We start from the raw sequence: 19,341 nt of genomic DNA, 5'->3' as shown, positions 1-19,341 counted from the left end.
TTATTCCCCCCGTGAGTCTGTATCGTTATGACGTTTTTGACGCCCTAATTCACGTACAGCCATCACACTAACACCCGCAACTAATCCTACAACACCACCAATTAAGCCCACTGCGGTCGCTGACACATTGCCACCTTCACGAATATTCACATCGGGTTTATCAACACGCGGGGTTGGGTTTTCAACATTGGCAAGCTGGTGAATCGCTTTATGGAAACCGACATTTTCCTCATTACAGCCGTAACATGGATGCCCAATTGCTACTGGCCAAACACCACCAACATCGCAAAATTGCAAGGTTGAACAGTTACCGTAAGTTTCGGGTCCTTTACAACCTAAGTGATACAAACACCAGCCTTCACGGTGCCCATCATCACCAAATTCTTTAGCAAAACGGCCTGCATCAAAGTGTGGACGGCGCTCACAATGCTCATGAATCAAACGTCCATAGGCAAACATTGGACGATTTTTACTATCCAATTTTGGCGGACGATTATAGGTAATCAAATGCGCGACGGTGGCGAGGAAATTATGTGGATTCGGTGGGCATCCAGGAATGTTAATCACAGTTTTATCTTTTAATACTTCACTTAAACCTACCGCACCGGTTGGATTACTACCTGCGGCAGCAACGCCGCCCCATGAAGCACAAGAACCAATTGCAATAATTGCACCTGCATGTTCTGCGACTTCACGAATATGCTCAACAATTGGCTTACCTGCTACCATACAATAAATACCGTTATCTTTTAATGGGATAGAACCATCAACAACCAGTACGTATTTACCTTTGTATTTCTCAACTGCGTTATGTTTATTTTGTTCAACTTGCTCACCAAAAGCCGCCGATAATACCTCATGGTATTCAAGCGAAATGGTATCAAGAATTAAATTTTCGAGAGTTGGGTGAGTTGCACATAATAATGATTCTGTACAGCCAGTACATTCTTGAGCACCAATCCAAATAACCGGTGGACGCTCAGGATTACCCACTGATTCAGCGATTTGGGCAGCAGCCTTGCTACTTAATCCCATTGTTGCTGCTAGCGCTGTACATAATTTCATAAAATCACGGCGATTAATGCCATGAGGAGAAAAAATAGAGTTATCTCCAGCCATTCTTTTTTCCTATTATAGGTAACTTATTCGACATTGCCTGATGTATAAATATAAGAAGAGATCCTAGTCCTCTCTATTATTAATCACTTGATCTTTATCAACAGGAAATAAGATAGGCGTTATTTTTTATATGTTTTGCTAATAAAATCGATTCAGCATCAATGTACTATCTAATAGATATTAAATTAACAAAATAGAATTTATTATTCAGTATTGGGTTATTCATCGCAAAAATAAATCATTATAAATGCTTACTTATCAAGTAAATAAATTAACTCGATCAATTTTGAAATTATAATTAAGCTAAATTAGCGTATTAATTCACCTGCAACCTTTAATTCAATAAATACAAAGTAAATAAGAATCAATATCAAAAAAAAATGAAACAAGAGTTATTCATTTGATTATTATCACTCCATCTTGTCTATACATATAAATGCAATTTTTTAATCCACTAATTTACGCTAATATTAGTTATATTCATTCCTCTATTTATTTTTTAATATTGCCGCCACAATTGCAACCTGTCCTAATGCTAATCCACCATCTCCCATTGGTAATTGACGCGCATACATCACTTCCAGTGGCTGAAGTTTTTCAATTAATAAATTTCTGAATAATTGATTATGCATTACGCCTCCAGATAGAACGACACGTTTAATACCATGCTGATGAGCAGCTTGTTTCGCCAAACTTGCAAAACCTTCGGCTAATCCCACATGAAATGCATGCGCTTTGTCTATCGCAGGCGCTTGATAATTAATCCACTGATGCCAAAATGTTGCTAAATCAAGATATTGACCGATTAAAGGCAAAGTCACTGGGTGATGATTCCGTTGGCAATGAGAAGCCAATGCTTCAAGTTGGCAAGCTGCCTCCCCCTCCCAACTGATTTCTTTGGTACAAATACCTAATGTTGCCGCAACAGCATCAAATAACCGTCCCGCTGACGATGCAGTCGGTGCATTGATTCCACGCTCAATAGCTTTTTGTAATGCGACCCATGGGTGAGGCGATAACACAGTAGCAATATTTTCATTTTGCCAGTCAGGAACAAAACGCTGTAAATGTGCCAATAAATTACGCCAAGGCTGACGAGATGCCAGAGAACCACCGGGCATAGCGACTGGCGGTAAGCCACCTAGCCATTGACTACTTTTATAATCAACCAACAAACATTCACCACCCCAGAGGCGATTATCATCGCCATAACCTAATCCATCTAAGGCTAAACCGATAACAGGCTTTTCATCTAAGGGAATACCATGTTCAACCATAGCCGCCGCGATATGGGCATGATGATGTTGTACTTGAATAAACGGTATTTGAAGCTGTTCGGATAATTGTTTTGCGTACCGATGACTAACATAATTCGGGTGCATATCACCAACAATTATTGACGGCGTAAAGCGATAAATTGATTCAAATAATTTTATTGTTCGCTGATATTGTTGATAAATATCGATATCATCCAAATCACCGAAGTGTTGACTCAGCACTGCACTTTTATCTCGTAACAAGCAAAAAGTATTTTTGAGATCAGCTCCTAATCCTAGTATTGAAGGCGAATGTTCAAAACCTGCGGGTAAATCAATCGCATCTGGCACATAGCCCCGCGCGCGGCGCATCATTTCAGCCTGTCCATCATGATAGCGAACCAGTGAATCATCAGCACGCTGCACAATGTCACGATTATGCATTAGCCACACATCCGCAATATTGACTAAATCTGCTAATGCCTCTTCATTGGTTAATACCGGTGGTTTTCCCGATGCATTTCCTGAAGTCATAACAAGTGGGCGATCTACTGCTGCCATCAATAAATGTTGTAGTGGGTTCGCGGGCAACATAATACCAAGCTCTTGCAGCCCGGGTGCAATATCATCATTCAAAACACCTTCAAAACGATGTTTAATCAAAACAATTGGCGATGCCGCACTTTGCAATAGAGCGCGTAACCCATCACTAACATCAATACCTTGTTTTGCCAACCATGCCAATGATGGGATCATCACGGCAAATGGCTTCGTTGGCCGATGTTTACGCAAACGTAATTGTTTTATCGCCAGATCATTCGTGGCATCACAAGCTAGATGAAAGCCACCCAGCCCTTTTATTGCAGCAATATTCCCTTGCAACAACTGTGCTGCTGCCTGCTCTAATGCATTATTTTTAATAGCGAGAATATGGCCTGTTTTATCACAAAGCTGAATTTCAGGACCACAAACAGGGCAGGCATTTGGTTGTGCATGAAAGCGCCTGTCAGCAGGTGATTCATACTCTTGTAAACACTCAGGGCACAGAGGAAAATCAGCCATGGCGGTATTGGGCCTATCATAAGGCATCTGACGGATAATAGTAAAACGAGGGCCACAATGAGTACAATTGGTAAATGGATAACCAAATCGGCGGTTTTCAGACTCAAATAATTCACGTCGACAAGACTCACAAGTAGCCGCATCGGGGATCACTTGTGTATCCATTCGACCCGCGCCGCTATGTCGAATCGAAAATTTGTCAGGGAGTTCAGTCCATTCAAAAGGTTGCGGTTGAATACTTTCAATATGAGCTAACGGTGGGCAATATTGATATAGCAATTGCGTAAACTCGGCAATATCAGCACTAGCAAGTAACCGTACCAGTACGCCTTCCCCATCATTGCACACATCCCCATTGAGATGACACTGATGCGCAAGCTGCCACACATAAGGCCGAAACCCAACCCCCTGTACTTTGCCTTTAATCCTAATTTGTATCCCGTTTTTCACTCGTGCACCCTCTTAATACCTAAGTTATTATTTTAGGCGCTAATCAAAGGTATTACCCGCTATCGAGATCAAAAAAGGGGGAGATAGGCAGTAAAGTTCAGAAAAGACTCAGCAAATAAATATTGAGATGATAAAACCTATTTTATGATTCAATATCATATATTCAGCCCTATAGTGTTATATAATATTTTATATTATGCTATAGGGTATTCTAATGAAAACAAATTTTAAACAAACAACACAAAACTTATTGGCACTATTACTGCTTTCTTGTGCTATATCCGCACATGCTGACCGCGAATTTACCGACCAATTAGGTCGCCAAATCACTGTGCCAGACATCCTAATATTGCCGACAACATACGCCATAGAATAAGGCATTTAGTCGGTGGTCACGGCAATGATAATATCAAAATACCCGTAGGTAATATGGCATCTAAATGGATTGTAACGACTGGTAAAGCAGATATTTTTATTGGCTATCAACATTATAAAAAGCGGATTGAACAAGAACAAGGTTTGTCGGTAATCGATATACCTGCTGATTTTAATGTTACCGCCATTTATACGATGTCATTATTAAATAAATCAGCCAATGCATTTATGGCATACCTAACCCAACCCGTAGCAGAAAATATATTTTTGGCGCATGGATTTATGGGGCTAACTACTCAAATTTTCGATAAAAATAAAAATTAATAAACTTATTATCGGTGTAAGTACGACTTACAGAAATAGCTTCATGCTTTATATTTTTATTAATAACTTTATTATTATCAATCTTTATCTTACCCATAAAATAACAATGTATATCAATTCTCTACCGTTGAGATTGATTTAGTATCATTCATAGGTAAATGTAAAATCTACCTTACCGTTAGCACTACCCTCAGTAACAAACTCATTGCTGTAACGTATATAACGAGCAAAAAAAGGAAAAAGATAAGTTTCATCCTTTTCTACATACGTTGTCATGAGTACTTTCTGCCCAATAATCACTGGATTTTCATTTTGATCCAGAATCTGAATTCCCGCACCTTTTGATACCGATGCATCTTGTGTCAACATCAAAATATCATTATTCCCAATAACGACTTGCCCATCAAAACGGATAGATACATTTAGGTTTGGATCACAATCTTTTAGTTCAATGGAAAAAGGAACTGGTGCTGTTGTACTACCAGTATATGGAAAAACCAGACGACTGTTATACTGTTCACCTTCACCTGTCAGTGCAATTTTATTTGTATAACTACTTATTTTGCAGGTTCCTTCTTTAATATTACCTTGTAAATTAATCCTAACTGAACTATCGGCACTCACTGGGTTGTTTACCAGAGAAGCCGTGAATATTATAAAAAATAATGTAGATAACTTTTTATTATTCATCCTCTTCTCCTACTGTTTTATTGATATGAAAACGTCAGCGTGACAGAGGCATTTACATCACCCGGCGCCACCGTCTCATCCGTCTTCAAATATTTAAATTGTAAAGCGATTGGCACTGCTTGATTATCAGCCGTCGTTACCTGCCCAACTGGAAACTGGTTTAGAGTTCCTTTATCTGCGCTTTTGGGACCTAAAGACTGACGTTGATTATTATAAAAAACCTGATAGGCCACACCTTTTGCTGTGGTCGTTGCAGTAGGAGATGATAATGAAATAACGTTACTTTCATTGGCGGTATTATTATTATCGCTGATAGTAACAAACGGGATAACATCTTTATCGCAGCTTAAATTTAACGTTGCTGTATTACCAGGTTCAATATTTTGTCCAATCGCCAGTCCGGAAAAATCTTGACGTGTTAATGTTCCCATCTGTAGTGTCTGATCACCCGTCTGTATACGACAGGAGCGGGCATTAATGGTCATTACCACCGCAGCAGTACGAATAGTTGCCGTTTCTATCAGGGTTTTATTATTATAACATTTCACTTTGGCTATATCCTGTGCCGGTAGTGTAAATTTACCTGCATTGAGTACTCCTGGAAGCCGAATATAAGCAAGTCGGATATTAGCCCCTGGTTGTGGGTAACTAGGAAGGCCGCCAGGGAAAGGGAATACTTGCGTTTCCCCAGATGCCAAAAGCGGTGTCCAACTTCCGGATGCTCCGCCATCTTTCCCCCCCATAATCCAGCCAATTCCGGTCTGAGTCGTATTAAAAACATCATATGATACCGATTCAAAAATAGTGTTATATCCACTAGCTGCCTGAACTGCAGATATTGTCTCTAAATCTATTCCAGGATTGTATGAACAAAACATAGACTGATTTTTTTGTATATCCCACCTTCCTGTGAGTGAACCTCCGATATTTACTGAGTTCTCGGGTGCAGAGTAAACAATCGGTTGAATATCAAGCAATAAATCATAAGCTGCGGCTGAAGACACGGAGGAATAGCACATAGATATAAACAGAACTGAGATATTCGTTTTCATTATTTTCTCCATAATGGTATTACAGGCATTCTGCATTTATCTGTTTAACTGGTTTATTGTTTTGTATCTCAGGGAGCACATACTTAGCACGGCACTGCTGATTGCCATCTGTACCCCACTTCACCTGTAATTCCCCAGATTCTGGCATACCACTCATATACACAATCCCATTATCCCCAACAATCCCAGTAATATTGGAATAAGTACCAGTATTATCAGTAAGTAAAACTGCCATCGAACCAAACGGAATTTTTTGTTCCTTATTGTTCAATGTGATTAATACTCTGACACCTTTTCTAATATCAAAGTCGGCCAATACAACAGCACCCTTTGTTGGAATAACTGTTTTGCTATTCCCTATTATTTCTATTTCATCATTCAGAGTGTCGACATTCAACGCAATATCATTACGTGAATATGGTGATATGTATGGAATTACAGCATAGCCACGCCAATCAGTTGACACGCCAGTCAGGTTTTTCACTTTGATATTATCTGCACCTGGAGCTCTGACCACAGCCAGTGTTTCACCAAATGGTTGGGATAATGTGATACCGTATGGATGAGCAACTACCCCACCCTGAAGACCATAATTAATTCGCTGATAATGTGAGGAATAACCGTAACCGGCATTAATATTGCCATAAGCACCTCGGTAAGCGATATCCGCATTTCCGCTAGCTCCCTGACCTTTGGTGGCATAACTTTGACTGACGTTATAATTTAACTGATTATTTTCGAGCGCATTTCCGCTGAAACCTGCCTGAAAGTTATTTCGTCCTTCACGAGAAAAACTCATATTTGAGGTCAGATAACTGTTGCTGTCTGGATACCAGTTAGATAGCGGAATATTCACGCTAAATGCCAGTTGATGATCTGTTTGCGAGTATGGCATTTTATTATAGTTATAATTCAAGCTATAAGAGATGTTGCTGACACTTATGTTATAGCCCACACTGAAATTGCTCTCAGTTCCAGAACGTCCCCAGTAATCCTGCTGATAAGCACTAAAATAAAGACTGCCAAAATTATCCAAAGATTGGTTTAAGTTTGCTTGTAAACGGGAGCGTCTATTGTACTGAATCTGATTATTGTTATTTGCTTCACTAAAGGTATAAAACTCTTTAGTTGAATAACGGTAACCAGCCAGCGTCAGCAATGTTCCGCTTTCCGTCATACTCTTAGAATATTGAAAACGATAGGACTGACCACTATTTTTATCTTTCTGATCTTTATAGCGAGTAACGGCATGAGTCACGTCAGCTGAAACCGCGCCTATCTCTCCTAAACTGAGCCCAAGACCAGCCGAGACTGAATTATACTTCTTCGAAAAAAGTTGCCCACCATAAATCGTAATATCATATGGCAAACCGTACATTGCAGTTGTCTGAATAAACTCTGGGCGATGAGTATTCGTATTATTTCTTAGATTATATTTACCGCTACTGACGGAGTATTTCAGACTACCCTCTCGCTGCATAACAGCCAACGAAGAAAATGGCACTACAAATGTCCGTTTATTGCCGTTAGCCTCTTCGACTGTCACATCCAAATTTCCACTGTAAGACGTCGGATATAAATCATTAATTTCAAATGCGCCTGGTGGAACATATGTTTGATAAATAACATTATTATTTTGTCGGATAGTCACTTGTGCATTGCTATTAGCAATGCCTCGAACAACAGGAGCAAATCCTTTCAGACTATCAGGCAGCATTCCCTCATCAGATTCTAATAAAATACCTGTATAAGCAAAACTATCGAAAATATTACCAGAGCTGTTCACTTCGCCGACAGAAAATTGTGATTTAACCGATATAATCTGATGACTCATATAAGTTTGAATACTATTCCATTTTCTATCATAGTTATTTCGATTGTATGTGGAATAATTTCGTAACCGCCATCCAAATAAATTAACTCCACTGCGCAGGTTAAGAAACTGATCACTAGTATGTTCTTTCTTATCATAATCTTGCTGTGCTTCTGAGCCGGTAAAATTGTAATTCAGCATGGCAGTAGGGATCCCTTGATCCCATAACTCGGGGCTGATACTACCCCGTGCATTTTTATTTATATAAATCTGAGGAATACTAATATCCAACTGTTGAAGCGAGAAATTAAATTTACTATCCGCATTAGGAATAATACGATTGATTACAACAGCTTCATCATCCGGTAGTGAAACAGCTCCAGTTTCCTTTGTTAAATCCACGCCCCACTCAGTAAGTTGTTTTTTCTGAAATACTGGATAAATTGAGTTATCAGATTTATTCAACATAAAGGAAACGGAGGCACGCTCCACGGGTTGTCCATTGATGTAAATATCAATAATATAATTACCAGGGCGCTGACCGCTAGGATGAGAAAAGACTTCAAGATCTTCAATATTGGCAACAGGTTGCCCCTCTCCGTAGCTCAATGCCTGAGGATCAAAGTAGTCAGCAGCTAAAACATATTTAGCCGAAATAGTGGGTGACATGACCGAAATGATACAATATAAATATATTTTATTTTTACTGTATTGCATTATTATAACCCTGCCTTATTAAACCAAATCAAATTAATTGACTAGATTTTCAGTTACACCACCATAACTGTTAATTGCACTCCAGCTTATTTTCCTAGTCGTCGTATTATCTGGGATAATAAAATTAATTAGGCTTTCAGGTGCAATCATCCCTGGTTTATCAATTTCATGACTGCCTACAGCCAATTTTGCCAAGGTCACATAATAAGGTGTCGGGTTTTTCACTGTCAGTTGATTTCCAGAAATAGAAAATGTCAGCTTTTTGAATGCCATATCAAACGCATCCTGCGATAAACCATCAGGAGTATAAAATAACTTAATACGAGTATTGATAGATATTGACAATGTATCTTTCGCACTCGGATTGGAAGAAGGAATTGCTTTCACATTCAACCAAAAAACAGACTGTTTATCTTTCGGTAAGCTTCCTCTGTCTTCCATATAAATAATTCGTAATGTATTAGATTGTTTTGCATCCAGGCGAAAAAGTGGTGGTGTGGTAATAAAAAGAGGATTATTTTCAGGTGCGTCAGAATTTTCATTGCCGACCCAGGACTGAATCAAATAAGGTTGATCATCAGGATTGTTAACGGTTAGCGTCGCATCTTTTTTATTTGCGTTATAAATAACACGGGTAGACTCAAGAACCGCACTAGCCTGTGCAACCTGTACAACACCCAAAATAATTAACATCAGTAAGATAATTTTTATTCTATTTAACATACTACACCTTGTATAATAATAGCTGAGTCCCATTTGATAGAGAGCTCAGCTCAAACCTTATAAATAATTTATATTAAATGTTGCTGTTGCGGTGATTTTGTCTGCCAGCAGAGGACCACTGTTCTGAATACGTTTAAAAGAGGCATAAATCTTAGCGCTGCCTACATCATTAGTTAACGTTACGGGAACCATTGTTGATGCAGGAACGATTTGTGATGCATGAGCATCTTCTTTAAATAAAGCGATACCAATATCAGAAGTCGAAATCGGGTTAGTGCCAGTTACCTTATAGGTAAGACCATCCGATGTGGTATTGGCGGCCACAAATTCCAAATTGATATCTTTATTTTGCACAGGGCAATCCGTTAATGAAATATTAACCATTTTGCTGGCGGTCAAATCCCCAACATTTGCCAGTGCTTTTATGTTATGGATCCCCAAATTAATTTCGCTATTATTCGAACCATTATCAATTTGGATGTCACACGTTGTCGCAATAAACTCACCAGTAAAATTAATAGTCCCATCGGCGGAAAAACCCGAGGCGGATAACATCAGCAGTGATACTGCTGCAGGTATACAAAATAATTTACATTTTATTAATGACATAGCCGTCTCTCTAATATTTGTTTTACATGAAATATTAATACTCGATTATTGAGTACAATGAATGTGTACTGTGTAATAGTAGTAGTTAGTTTTTATTTAGCAATATATGATGAAGCTCTATCTATATAAGTAAATAAAGTATGATATTAGTCAATCATGAAGTTAAGAAAAATCCGAATAAATTAACGGACATTACAAACAATAGATAAAAAAGCAACGGGTAATAAATATTTCATACTAAAAGTATATACAATATTCATTCAATTATTATAGTAATAAGTATTGCTTTTAATCAAAAAAATAGGTTTAAAATCCATTTCTGAAAACTTAATTTAGTCATATAAAGATAGTTAGTATGCTCTCCTAAAAATAACTCAAGAAAAAATAAGGGGTAAGTAAAAAAATTAAATAATAAGTGGCTTAATAAACTCTTAAGCATAATAGCCCTATTATTATTATGGTAAATAATATAACTATTGGTCTTTACATCATAAATTACAGGATGAGAACCTTGTGGGATGTGCGAAGGTTTCATTTGGATACCGAAAGCCATCATATGCTTAAATTCCATTTTTTGCATTTAATATCAATCAACTACAAAACAAAAACAATGCAAAGTGAAAGTTGCCATATCCATGGATATCATACTGACACAGCACTGCCACATAAAATATAAATAATTTAAGTTTTAATAGTAAAAAGTATAGTTTTAAAAATTCAATAATTATGTAGGCATAATAAATAATAATAGAATATCTAAAAAAGATAATTTAACTTAAACTAAAATATTAAGGCTTAGTAATAATACTTACTTGGGGTTCCTTGCATTGTCTTTATGCCTAAAATATAGCAACCAATCAAAGTATCATCAGATTCTCTCTATATTATCTTTATATTTCTAACACTAGCTTTTTATGCTCTCTTTTAATTTGAGTTAAAATTCAATCCCTATCCATAATTTTATTTTCTCTTAAAATAAAATTTACAATTTGACTAAGCCCCACATTGGCACTTAATCATCGCCCCCTAAATAACACTATAGTGACCAAAGGATTCAATACCTAGATATGGGTGTATATATATCAGACCACCAAATTCATGCCAATTTCGCTTTCTTAATAGTTAAGAACTTCTTTGGATATTTTTACGCTTTTACCTTTATTATCATAGAAACATGGCCTAACTATATGATACTAAATATAGTTAACTTATCTGAGAAATCCATTAGGTTTTCCTAAGAAACAAACTTAATATAAAAACTCTATTCTGTTTTGTCGCCATTGGCTTTTAGATACAAAAAAGCCACTTCGTTAAAAGTGGCTTAATGCGCTGATTTAACAATTGTGTAAATTCAGCAATATCAGCGCTAGCAAGTAAGTGAACCAACACCCCTTCGCCATCATTGCATGCATCTCCATTAAAATGGCATTGATGCGCAAGTTGCCATACATAAGGTCGAAACCCAACCCCCTGTATTTTGCCTTTAACCCTAATGTGTATCTCGCTTTTCACCCTACCCCCCTCTTAATACCTAAGTTATTATTTTAGGCATCAATCAAAGGTATTACCCACTCTTGAGATCAGAAAAGAGAGAGATAATTAAATTTCTCTCCAACCTCTAACTTGGTATCGATTTATTTTTTATATTTACTTCAATGGTCTTTTGAAATACAGAATAAAAGACCTAAATAAGCGTTACTTGAAGCTACACAAAAATACATCACTTCATCTACATGACATCACAAATACGGTTACATGTATCACAAAAAACAAGTATTTTTAGTTTATCGAATTATTCTATAACCCTAAAAAACCTCACTAACTAACTGTACATCATAAAATATAGAATAGAAAAGCCAATAATAAATCTTAACCTAGTACCATTCACTTTCACTCCATAATTAAAGATAACAACCTAAATTGTTAGTTACTTTTCATTTCTCTCTTCATAATTCTATTCATGTAATCATTAATTTATTTTCAATTAACGTGTCAATTTTAACGTTAAAAATAAAAAAAAATCAAGCAAATAGACATAATTACTTAAGAATTTTTAATGTTAAATTAATAGATAAAGATAAATCAAAAAGATGAATTTGTTTCCTACACAATTAGCTGCTCAAAAATAACCCTAATATCGTGATTTCGATATAGCATCAAAGGTAAATTATTAGCCATCAGTAAACTTCATAAAGTTAATATACTCAAAAAAACTTATCCAGTTCAAATAAAATACAACAAAATATCAACTTGAATAAATTAAAAATCTTTTCTTGATGATCACTTTATGAATTAATTTATATTAAAAATACAAAATAACACCAAAAAAAATACAACACTCAGTTGTAAAATGGCAGTAACCATTTGATTTTAATCAATATAATTACAAATTATTTTCTTTAGTTTTTTTTTGGTTTTAAAAAAATAAAAACTGACTATTATTATTCACAACTTTTAGGAGTGATTGATTTTTTATTTAACTAACCTAAAAAAAATCTAGAAAATCCAGAAAGCAATAAAATCAAAATAAAAAAGGCAATAAAAATCATGATAGATAATTTTAAAATAATAGACTTATGTCTATATGATATAAAGACAAGCACATCAAATTCTATTGACTACGATGACCCATCCATTTATAAAGCTAGAGTATATAAAGCTATAGGAAAAATAATTCGAGAAAACAGAGTAAAAAATGGCATGTCAGGAAAAGATTTGGCAATTAAATTAAAAGTAAGCCAACAGCAAATCTCTAGATATGAGAGAGGCAACAACATAATAGATATCCCAAGACTTATTTATTTAATGACATTATTAGAAGTTAGGCCTCATTGTCTTTTCGAAGAAATACGTAATGCCATAATTTCAAAATAAAATGAAATAGATAAAGTTATAATTGGTTTTAAACCAATTATAACTTTACCTATATTCATTTAAATTAGGTAAGTGAAAAACTAATAAATATCTTTTATCAAAGATTAATTCTATTTTTTCAAAAAATAATTAAACTATTAAACATTAAGGAAATAAAATGAAATTATCTAAATTAGCAATCGCAACTGTATTTATGGCGTCTGTAGCGCCATTGAGTTCAATGGCGAATAACTCAGGGACAGTGACGTTCACAGGGTCTGTTGTAAATACACCATGTAATATTGAGCAATCATCATTAAAGCAATCTGTTGATTTTGGTCAATTATCTCGCAAAGCATTGGAAAGTGGTAACGCGGCAGAAGCTAATTTCGACATCGTATTTACAGGCTGTGATTTTAATAATTTCGTCACTGATACGGAAGGAAAACCTGTACCTGTTAAGTCAATGGAATTAGTTTTTACGGGCCAAAACTACGCAGATAAAAACAATACTTTGTTAGCAACCTCAGCCGGTAATGTGAATAACTTAGGTATTGCAATTGATGGGTTTGAGTTTGGTAAAGCGCAAGATGTGTTATCACGTATTGCAAACCAAACTGGCGATAACACATTAACTTTTAAAGCATTAGCAAAAGCAATTGATGCAGCTAAAGGTATTACTGAAGGCAAGTTTAGCGCCATTTCAAACTTCCGTATTACTTATCAGTAAACCGCTTAGTTAATCGCTTAATTAGCTGCCAGTTTTACTGGCGGTTAATTAATGCCCACAAGGTAAAAATGTGACTATCTATCAACGTATCCGCGTCATCAGTCTGATTTTTATGTCCTTTAGCAATTTTGAAACAGCATTTGCGGCAAAAAAAGTAGGAATGAAACATGAAGGAATAACTCAACTCGCCGGTAGTGTGATAGCTGCGCCCTGCTCAATTGTGATGAATAATCGTTATCAAACCGTGAATTTTACGCCCCTTGCATTAAATCGATTATCAACAAAAGCCCAACGCGAACAACATACGCATCCATTCGAGATTGAACTGCGTGATTGCGGCAGTGTGTATTCCAATATCGACAGTAAAACATGGACCATCCGTTTTGATGGTAAAAGCACCGAAAATATAGATGCATTTGCCTTACAAGGCCCTTCTCAAGGATTAGGTGTTTCAGTACTCGATAGCGAAAAAAAAACACTGACACCCGGAAAGAATTATTCTTTATTTAACAGTGGATTACGCAGTGACAGTGCGGGCGATACCTTATTTTTACGTTACTTTATGCAGTTAGAATTAACCGGAATGCCGATACAGGCAGGCGATTATCAAGGGCTAGTAAGCTTTTTTATCGATTATCAATAAAAAATACCAATGAATTTTCTCGATAGAAAAAATGTTGAGAACGTGGTTTTGCCGCAATAAGAAAGGGATAAGGGATGAGCTTTAAACACAGCATTGTTAGGCAAGCTATTTTGCTAGCGCTTAGCTTTTCCGCATGGACAGCTTATGCCTCAGAATTTAATACCGATGTATTAGACACAGAAGACATACAAAATATTGATATGAGCCAATTTTCGGTGGCGGGGTATGTTCCTCCTGGCAATTATAGCCTAACCGTATTTGTTAACGGGCAGCGCTTAGGCGCACCTCGTGATATTACTGTTTTTACACCTGAAAATGATACTCAAACGCCTTTGCAATTAACGTGTATTCCTGCTGACCTGCTTAATCTTATTGGCTTAAAGGGATCAGCTCAGGAAAAAGTGTCGATTGTACATGATGGCGAGTGTTTAGATTTATCAGCCTTAGAAGGTGCTCAAGCAAAAGTTGAGCTGTCAACATTATCACTTAAATTGACTATCCCACAGTTGTGGATGGAATATCGCGATCCTAATTGGACGCAGCCTACTCTATGGGAAGAAGGCATTAATGGCACATTTGTTGATTACAACGCCAATATCTCAATAACGGAAGAAACCGGCGGTAATAAACGAATTTATCTATCAAGTAACGGAACGTCAGGGATTAATCTCGGCGCTTGGCGTTTACGTGGTGATTATAGTACCACTTATCAAAAGCAGCAGGGTGGTCATAATTCAATAAAATCTCATGATTTTAATTTTAACCGCTTATATCTCTATACATCATTAAAAAATCTCGCGTCTATTTTGACGATTGGCGAAAATTATTTCTATTCCGATGTATTTGAGTCTTGGCAGTACAGCGGTATTTCATTAGAAAATGATGACCGTATGTTGCCACCCAAATTAGTCGGTTATGCGCCAGAAATTATCGGTGTAGCAAATACTAATGCGACCGTGATTGTGCGCAGTAAAGATAGGGTTATTTTAGAAACCACCGTTCCGCCGGGACCCTTTCGTATTCAGACACTAGAGAGTGGTGTTCGTGGAATACTAGATGTCACTGTTCGCGAAGAAAATGGTGAAGAAAAAAAATTCAGCTTAAATACAGCCTCATTACCTTATTTAACCCGTCCAGGCCGGATCATTTACAAGTTGGTTGCAGGTAAAACACGTTATAACGGACACAATTTAACGGGGAAACCAGTTATCAGTGGTGAATTTTCTTATGGATTATCGAATGCATGGTCACTTTATGGTGGTTCACAGTTTAATGCTGATTATCAAACTGTTGCTGTTGGTATAGGGCGAGATCTTTTTGCTTTTGGTGCCCTTTCGTTAGATATCACTCAGTCTCTTGCGCGTTTTAAAAATGATAATTTACAAGGACGTTCATATCGATTGAATTATGCGAAATCTTTCGATGATTTACGCACCGATATTACATTCGCAGGTTATCGCTTTGCAGATAAAGACTATCGAACATTAACCCAGTTTGTTGATGAAAATCGCACCGGTTATGTAAGTCGAGCCCCCAAAGAAAATTATCAAATTTATTTAAATAAGTATTTCAATGATTTTAATCTTTCATTGAATTATCAATACAGTACCTATTGGCAAAATAAACCTCAAACACAATATGGTTTATATGCAAATACAAGTATCAGTATTCCAGGATTATCACAGCAAAATACGAACTTATCCTTATCCGCGACAAGAACACTGCGGGAAAATGGCTATCAAGATGATGCAATTAACTTATATATCACGATCCCATTATACAGCGGTCATAGCCTGACATTATCCGAAGCCTATTCTCGCTCAGGAGGAAGTAATCAATATAACCATACGATAGGTTATAGCGGGTATAACGATCGGGATAATTATAGTCTGAATGTGGGATATAACCACGGTCAAAATATGGAAAGTCAATCGAGTATCAGTGGTTATTATTCGCAAGATCTGTCTCAAGCCAGCATTTCAGCCAATGCGAGCTATGTACCACAACAATATCGCAGTATTGGCGCCTCACTGAATAGTGGGATAACAGCAACAAAAGAAGGTATCGCTTTGCATCGAAGTGCAAACGGAGATACGCGATTAGTAATTGAGACGCCGGGTATCGGGGGCGTACCATTAGATAACGGCACAATCAAAACTAACCGATTTGGATTAGCGGTGATCCCGAATATTAGCAGTTATCGTAAATCTATCGCCTCGATTAACACCAGTCAGTTGCCGGAAAACTTAGAAACGTTGGATTCAACTACCGACATCACGCTGACGAAAGGCGCCATTGGTTATCGCAGTTTATCAGTCATGAAAGGTGAAAAATTATTTGCCATTCTATCGTTACCGAATGGTAAGAACCCGCCTTTTGGTGCCAGTGTACGTAATGCCACGAACCGAGAGCTGGGGATCGTGGGTGAAGAAGGTGTGACCTGGATGGTTGGGCTTTCTCCTCAAGAAAAACTTTCGGTTTATTGGGGTGGAGAGCCTCAATGCGAATTAATGTTACCTGCGAAATTGAATACGATATCCGACATGTTGCTGTTGCCATGTTTACCATTCAATACACAGCGATAACTACCCTATTACATTTTATCGACTCAACGAGAGTCATCACTATTTAAAAATACTTAAAACGTTTTAAGAGGTCAATTATGTTTAATTTACGTTTACGCCATGGGCTATTAGCAACATTACTTTCTATAGCAACGCTAATATCAATCAGCGCACACAGCGCCGTCACGTTAGATAGAACACGTATTATTTTTCCAGGCACAGAAAAATCAATCAATATCACTATTAGTAATGATAACCCAGAAGAAGCGTATTTAGCCCAAAGTTGGATTGAAGACTTACAAGGTAACAAATTAACCAAAGGGGCTATTCTAGCCACCCCCCCATTGCAGCGTATTGAACCAAACAGCAAAAGTCTTGTAAGGTTAAGTACTACGCCAGAATTTAGTCAATTACCTCAAGACAGAGAATCTGTTTTTTATTTCAATTTACGCGAAGTACCACCTAAATCAACAGATGGCAACACATTGCAAATTGCATTGCAATCACGCGTTAAATTATTCTATCGCCCTGCCAGTATTTTATCCGAATCAGAAACGAAATGGGCACATAAAGTGACATTGACAAAAACGACTAAAGGTTATCGTCTTAATAATATGACGCCATTTAACCTCACGGTAATTGGACTGGGAAACAGCAAAACACTGTCAGAACAAAGTACCTTTGAGGTGGTAATGGTGCCACCGAAATCAACTCAAGACATTCCATCACCTTCATTATCAACGCCTTACCTAACCTACATTAATGATTATGGTGGAAAGCCGACACTATCATTTCGCTGCCAAGGCGAGACTTGTACGGTGATGAACGAGAAATAGCGCTATTGAGCTAATCGAAAATTTTAGGAAAAGGAAATGAAAAAACGCAATATGATTTGGTTGTTACTGCTCATCGTGGGGTGCACTTTTAATACGTATACCATGGCTAAAAATCCTGTTGCAAATACGCCCGTAAAACAATCGGATTATGAAATGTTACATCAGGGATGGATACAGGTGAATACCACGGTGTTTAACGACGCACCTTGTAATTTAAAAACCCATAATAAGAGTATTGTAATATTAACAGAATGTGGCGCTGGCAGTCTATTTAGTCAAGTGAACTTAGAAAATACAACGGTAAAGACGCCTGTGCGATTACAATTTTATAATATTCAACAAGAGTATTTTTATCCTCATTTCACGGCCCAATTAGCTAATGGTAATAATAGTATTCGAACTCCATTGTTGATGCGAAATAACATAGTACACCGATTAGAGGTGAGCTATGAATAAGCCGATAACGGGGCTCTTGCTCGGATTACTATCCTTTTTTTATGAAATACCAACAACGTTAAGTGCGAATAGTCTTAATGTTGAATTTAGTGGTGAACTGATCAGAACTGCCTGCCAAGTTTCATCGGAATCGCTTAATCAGAAAATCCCTCTTTATAATTTGAATTCTAAGTTTATCAATGAACATAAGACCAGTGCAGTTACACCATTTTCTATTTCCATTGAGAAATGTAGCAGCACTGATTTACAAAAACAGATTAAGATCACATGGGAAAGTAATCAGCTGGTCAATGTCAGTGGTCATGAGTTCGTCGTGACACAAGGTGACAGTAATATTCTTTTAGGTGTCATCGATAACGATGAGAAACCTATTATTTGGAATAAACCCACAACCGTAGATACAGTTTCGGTTGTTGAAAATACCCAACAAATAGGCTTTGGGGTGTTTGTTCGAAAGCCGGCGACGGGGGAAGCAAAAATTGGTGATTTTTCAGGGATCGTGACGTTTAAAGTGGACTATGAATGATGAAAATACTCAATAAAATAAAGCTACTCCTCGGGTTATGCACATCATTCGTATCTCTATTTTGTCATAGTGATGTGCTCATTAACGTGTCCGCAACCATGATCAGTCCTGCTTGCAATATTCGCAGTGAAAATAATAGCTCACCGCTCAAAATTAATTTTAATACATTAAATCCAGAAGAGTTGAATACATCAATAAGCACCAGAAACTTTCCAGTCTATATTACGGGCTGTGATTTTAGCAAAAATCTAGCCATTATATTAAACCCAAAGGGAACTAATACCTTGCTTTATAATGGAAAAAAAATTCTCGCGACAAATATCGATGGCTTGGGTATCAAATTTAATGAAATAACCGGTAGCACAACTCGCTCATTAGAAATGAATCAAACACAACGTATTTACCCTGAACGTATTAATAGTGCTTTGTATCGTATGGATCTTCAGGCACAGCTTGTTAATTCAATCCCCATTACCCAATTACAATTAGGTAAATTTACATCTTCAGTCACTATTGCAGTAACTTACTATTAGTAGGAATAAT

Annotated in this window: 18 protein-coding genes; 10 read left to right on the top strand and 8 right to left on the bottom strand. The window is 37.0% G+C overall.

The window, feature by feature from the left end:
• Both hybO and hypF read right to left on the bottom strand, forming a co-directional pair.
• Positions 1-1,119 carry a hydrogenase 2 small subunit gene (gene hybO, locus DD649_RS09755; RefSeq protein ID WP_294106684.1) on the bottom strand — a complete coding sequence of 373 codons (1,119 nt, stop codon included), beginning with the start codon at positions 1,117-1,119 and terminating at the stop codon, positions 1-3.
• 488 nt (positions 1,120-1,607) lie between these two features.
• Positions 1,608-3,887, bottom strand: a complete 2,280-nt coding sequence (gene hypF / locus DD649_RS09750; protein WP_294106682.1) for a carbamoyltransferase HypF — start codon at positions 3,885-3,887, stop codon at positions 1,608-1,610.
• 214 nt (positions 3,888-4,101) lie between these two features.
• On the opposite strand from hypF, the gene DD649_RS09745 reads away from it, so the two are divergent.
• Together DD649_RS09745 and DD649_RS09740 are read left to right on the top strand one after the other, a co-directional pair.
• On the top strand, positions 4,102-4,263 hold the full coding sequence (locus DD649_RS09745; RefSeq protein WP_294106680.1) for a hypothetical protein: 162 nt from the start codon (positions 4,102-4,104) through the stop codon (positions 4,261-4,263).
• 53 nt (positions 4,264-4,316) lie between these two features.
• Entirely contained in the window at positions 4,317-4,586 is a 270-nt protein-coding gene (locus DD649_RS09740; RefSeq protein ID WP_294106679.1) for a substrate-binding domain-containing protein, read from the top strand.
• A gap of 144 nt (positions 4,587-4,730) precedes the next feature.
• Here DD649_RS09740 and DD649_RS09735 read toward each other — a convergent pair whose 3' ends face one another.
• The 6 genes from DD649_RS09735 to DD649_RS09710 form a co-directional block, all read right to left on the bottom strand.
• Positions 4,731-5,276, bottom strand: a complete 546-nt coding sequence (locus tag DD649_RS09735; protein ID WP_336430359.1) for a fimbrial protein — start codon at positions 5,274-5,276, stop codon at positions 4,731-4,733.
• A gap of 17 nt (positions 5,277-5,293) precedes the next feature.
• A complete protein-coding gene (locus DD649_RS09730) occupies positions 5,294-6,280 on the bottom strand; it encodes a fimbrial protein (protein ID WP_336430357.1) in 987 nt (328 codons plus the stop codon).
• Positions 6,281-6,347: 67 nt separating this feature from the next.
• Entirely contained in the window at positions 6,348-8,858 is a 2,511-nt protein-coding gene (locus tag DD649_RS09725; RefSeq protein WP_294106673.1) for a fimbria/pilus outer membrane usher protein, read from the bottom strand.
• 33 nt (positions 8,859-8,891) lie between these two features.
• A complete protein-coding gene (locus tag DD649_RS09720; RefSeq protein ID WP_294106671.1) occupies positions 8,892-9,581 on the bottom strand; it encodes a molecular chaperone in 690 nt (229 codons plus the stop codon).
• A 57-nt stretch (positions 9,582-9,638) separates the two neighbouring features.
• Positions 9,639-10,190 (bottom strand): fimbrial protein, encoded by a 552-nt coding sequence (locus tag DD649_RS09715; protein WP_294106670.1) that lies wholly within the window; start codon positions 10,188-10,190, stop codon positions 9,639-9,641.
• A 1,287-nt stretch (positions 10,191-11,477) separates the two neighbouring features.
• Positions 11,478-11,702: an acylphosphatase gene (locus DD649_RS09710; RefSeq protein ID WP_294106668.1), complete on the bottom strand. Its 225-nt coding sequence runs from the start codon at positions 11,700-11,702 to the stop codon at positions 11,478-11,480.
• A 1,035-nt stretch (positions 11,703-12,737) separates the two neighbouring features.
• On the opposite strand from DD649_RS09710, the gene DD649_RS09705 reads away from it, so the two are divergent.
• The 8 genes from DD649_RS09705 to DD649_RS09670 all read left to right on the top strand — a co-directional run bounded on the left by DD649_RS09705 (position 12,738) and on the right by DD649_RS09670 (position 19,331).
• Positions 12,738-13,064, top strand: coding sequence for a helix-turn-helix transcriptional regulator (locus DD649_RS09705; protein ID WP_294106666.1), 327 nt, complete (start codon positions 12,738-12,740; stop codon positions 13,062-13,064).
• Positions 13,065-13,221: 157 nt separating this feature from the next.
• Entirely contained in the window at positions 13,222-13,773 is a 552-nt protein-coding gene (locus tag DD649_RS09700; RefSeq protein ID WP_294106664.1) for a fimbrial protein, read from the top strand.
• Positions 13,774-13,885: 112 nt separating this feature from the next.
• Positions 13,886-14,416 carry a fimbrial protein gene (locus tag DD649_RS09695; RefSeq protein WP_294106960.1) on the top strand — a complete coding sequence of 177 codons (531 nt, stop codon included), beginning with the start codon at positions 13,886-13,888 and terminating at the stop codon, positions 14,414-14,416.
• A 74-nt stretch (positions 14,417-14,490) separates the two neighbouring features.
• A complete protein-coding gene (locus DD649_RS09690; protein ID WP_294106662.1) occupies positions 14,491-17,001 on the top strand; it encodes a fimbria/pilus outer membrane usher protein in 2,511 nt (836 codons plus the stop codon).
• A gap of 77 nt (positions 17,002-17,078) precedes the next feature.
• The gene (locus tag DD649_RS09685) at positions 17,079-17,816 is read left to right on the top strand and encodes a fimbria/pilus periplasmic chaperone (protein WP_294106660.1); all 738 of its coding nucleotides are present in this window, start codon (positions 17,079-17,081) and stop codon (positions 17,814-17,816) included.
• A gap of 36 nt (positions 17,817-17,852) precedes the next feature.
• Entirely contained in the window at positions 17,853-18,272 is a 420-nt protein-coding gene (locus DD649_RS09680) for a fimbrial protein (RefSeq protein ID WP_294106658.1), read from the top strand.
• Positions 18,265-18,798 (top strand): fimbrial protein, encoded by a 534-nt coding sequence (locus DD649_RS09675; RefSeq protein ID WP_336430343.1) that lies wholly within the window; start codon positions 18,265-18,267, stop codon positions 18,796-18,798. The genes DD649_RS09680 and DD649_RS09675 overlap by 8 nt, the downstream gene beginning before the upstream one ends.
• Positions 18,795-19,331, top strand: a complete 537-nt coding sequence (locus DD649_RS09670; RefSeq protein WP_336430340.1) for a fimbrial protein — start codon at positions 18,795-18,797, stop codon at positions 19,329-19,331. The genes DD649_RS09675 and DD649_RS09670 overlap by 4 nt, the downstream gene beginning before the upstream one ends.
• Positions 19,332-19,341 lie beyond the last annotated feature (10 nt).

The sequence above is a fragment of the Providencia sp. genome, from assembly GCF_003533305.1.
GTDB lineage: Bacteria > Pseudomonadota > Gammaproteobacteria > Enterobacterales > Enterobacteriaceae > Providencia.
Note: the sequence above shows the minus strand (reverse complement) of the source record. Positions and strands in the feature narration are given on the sequence as shown.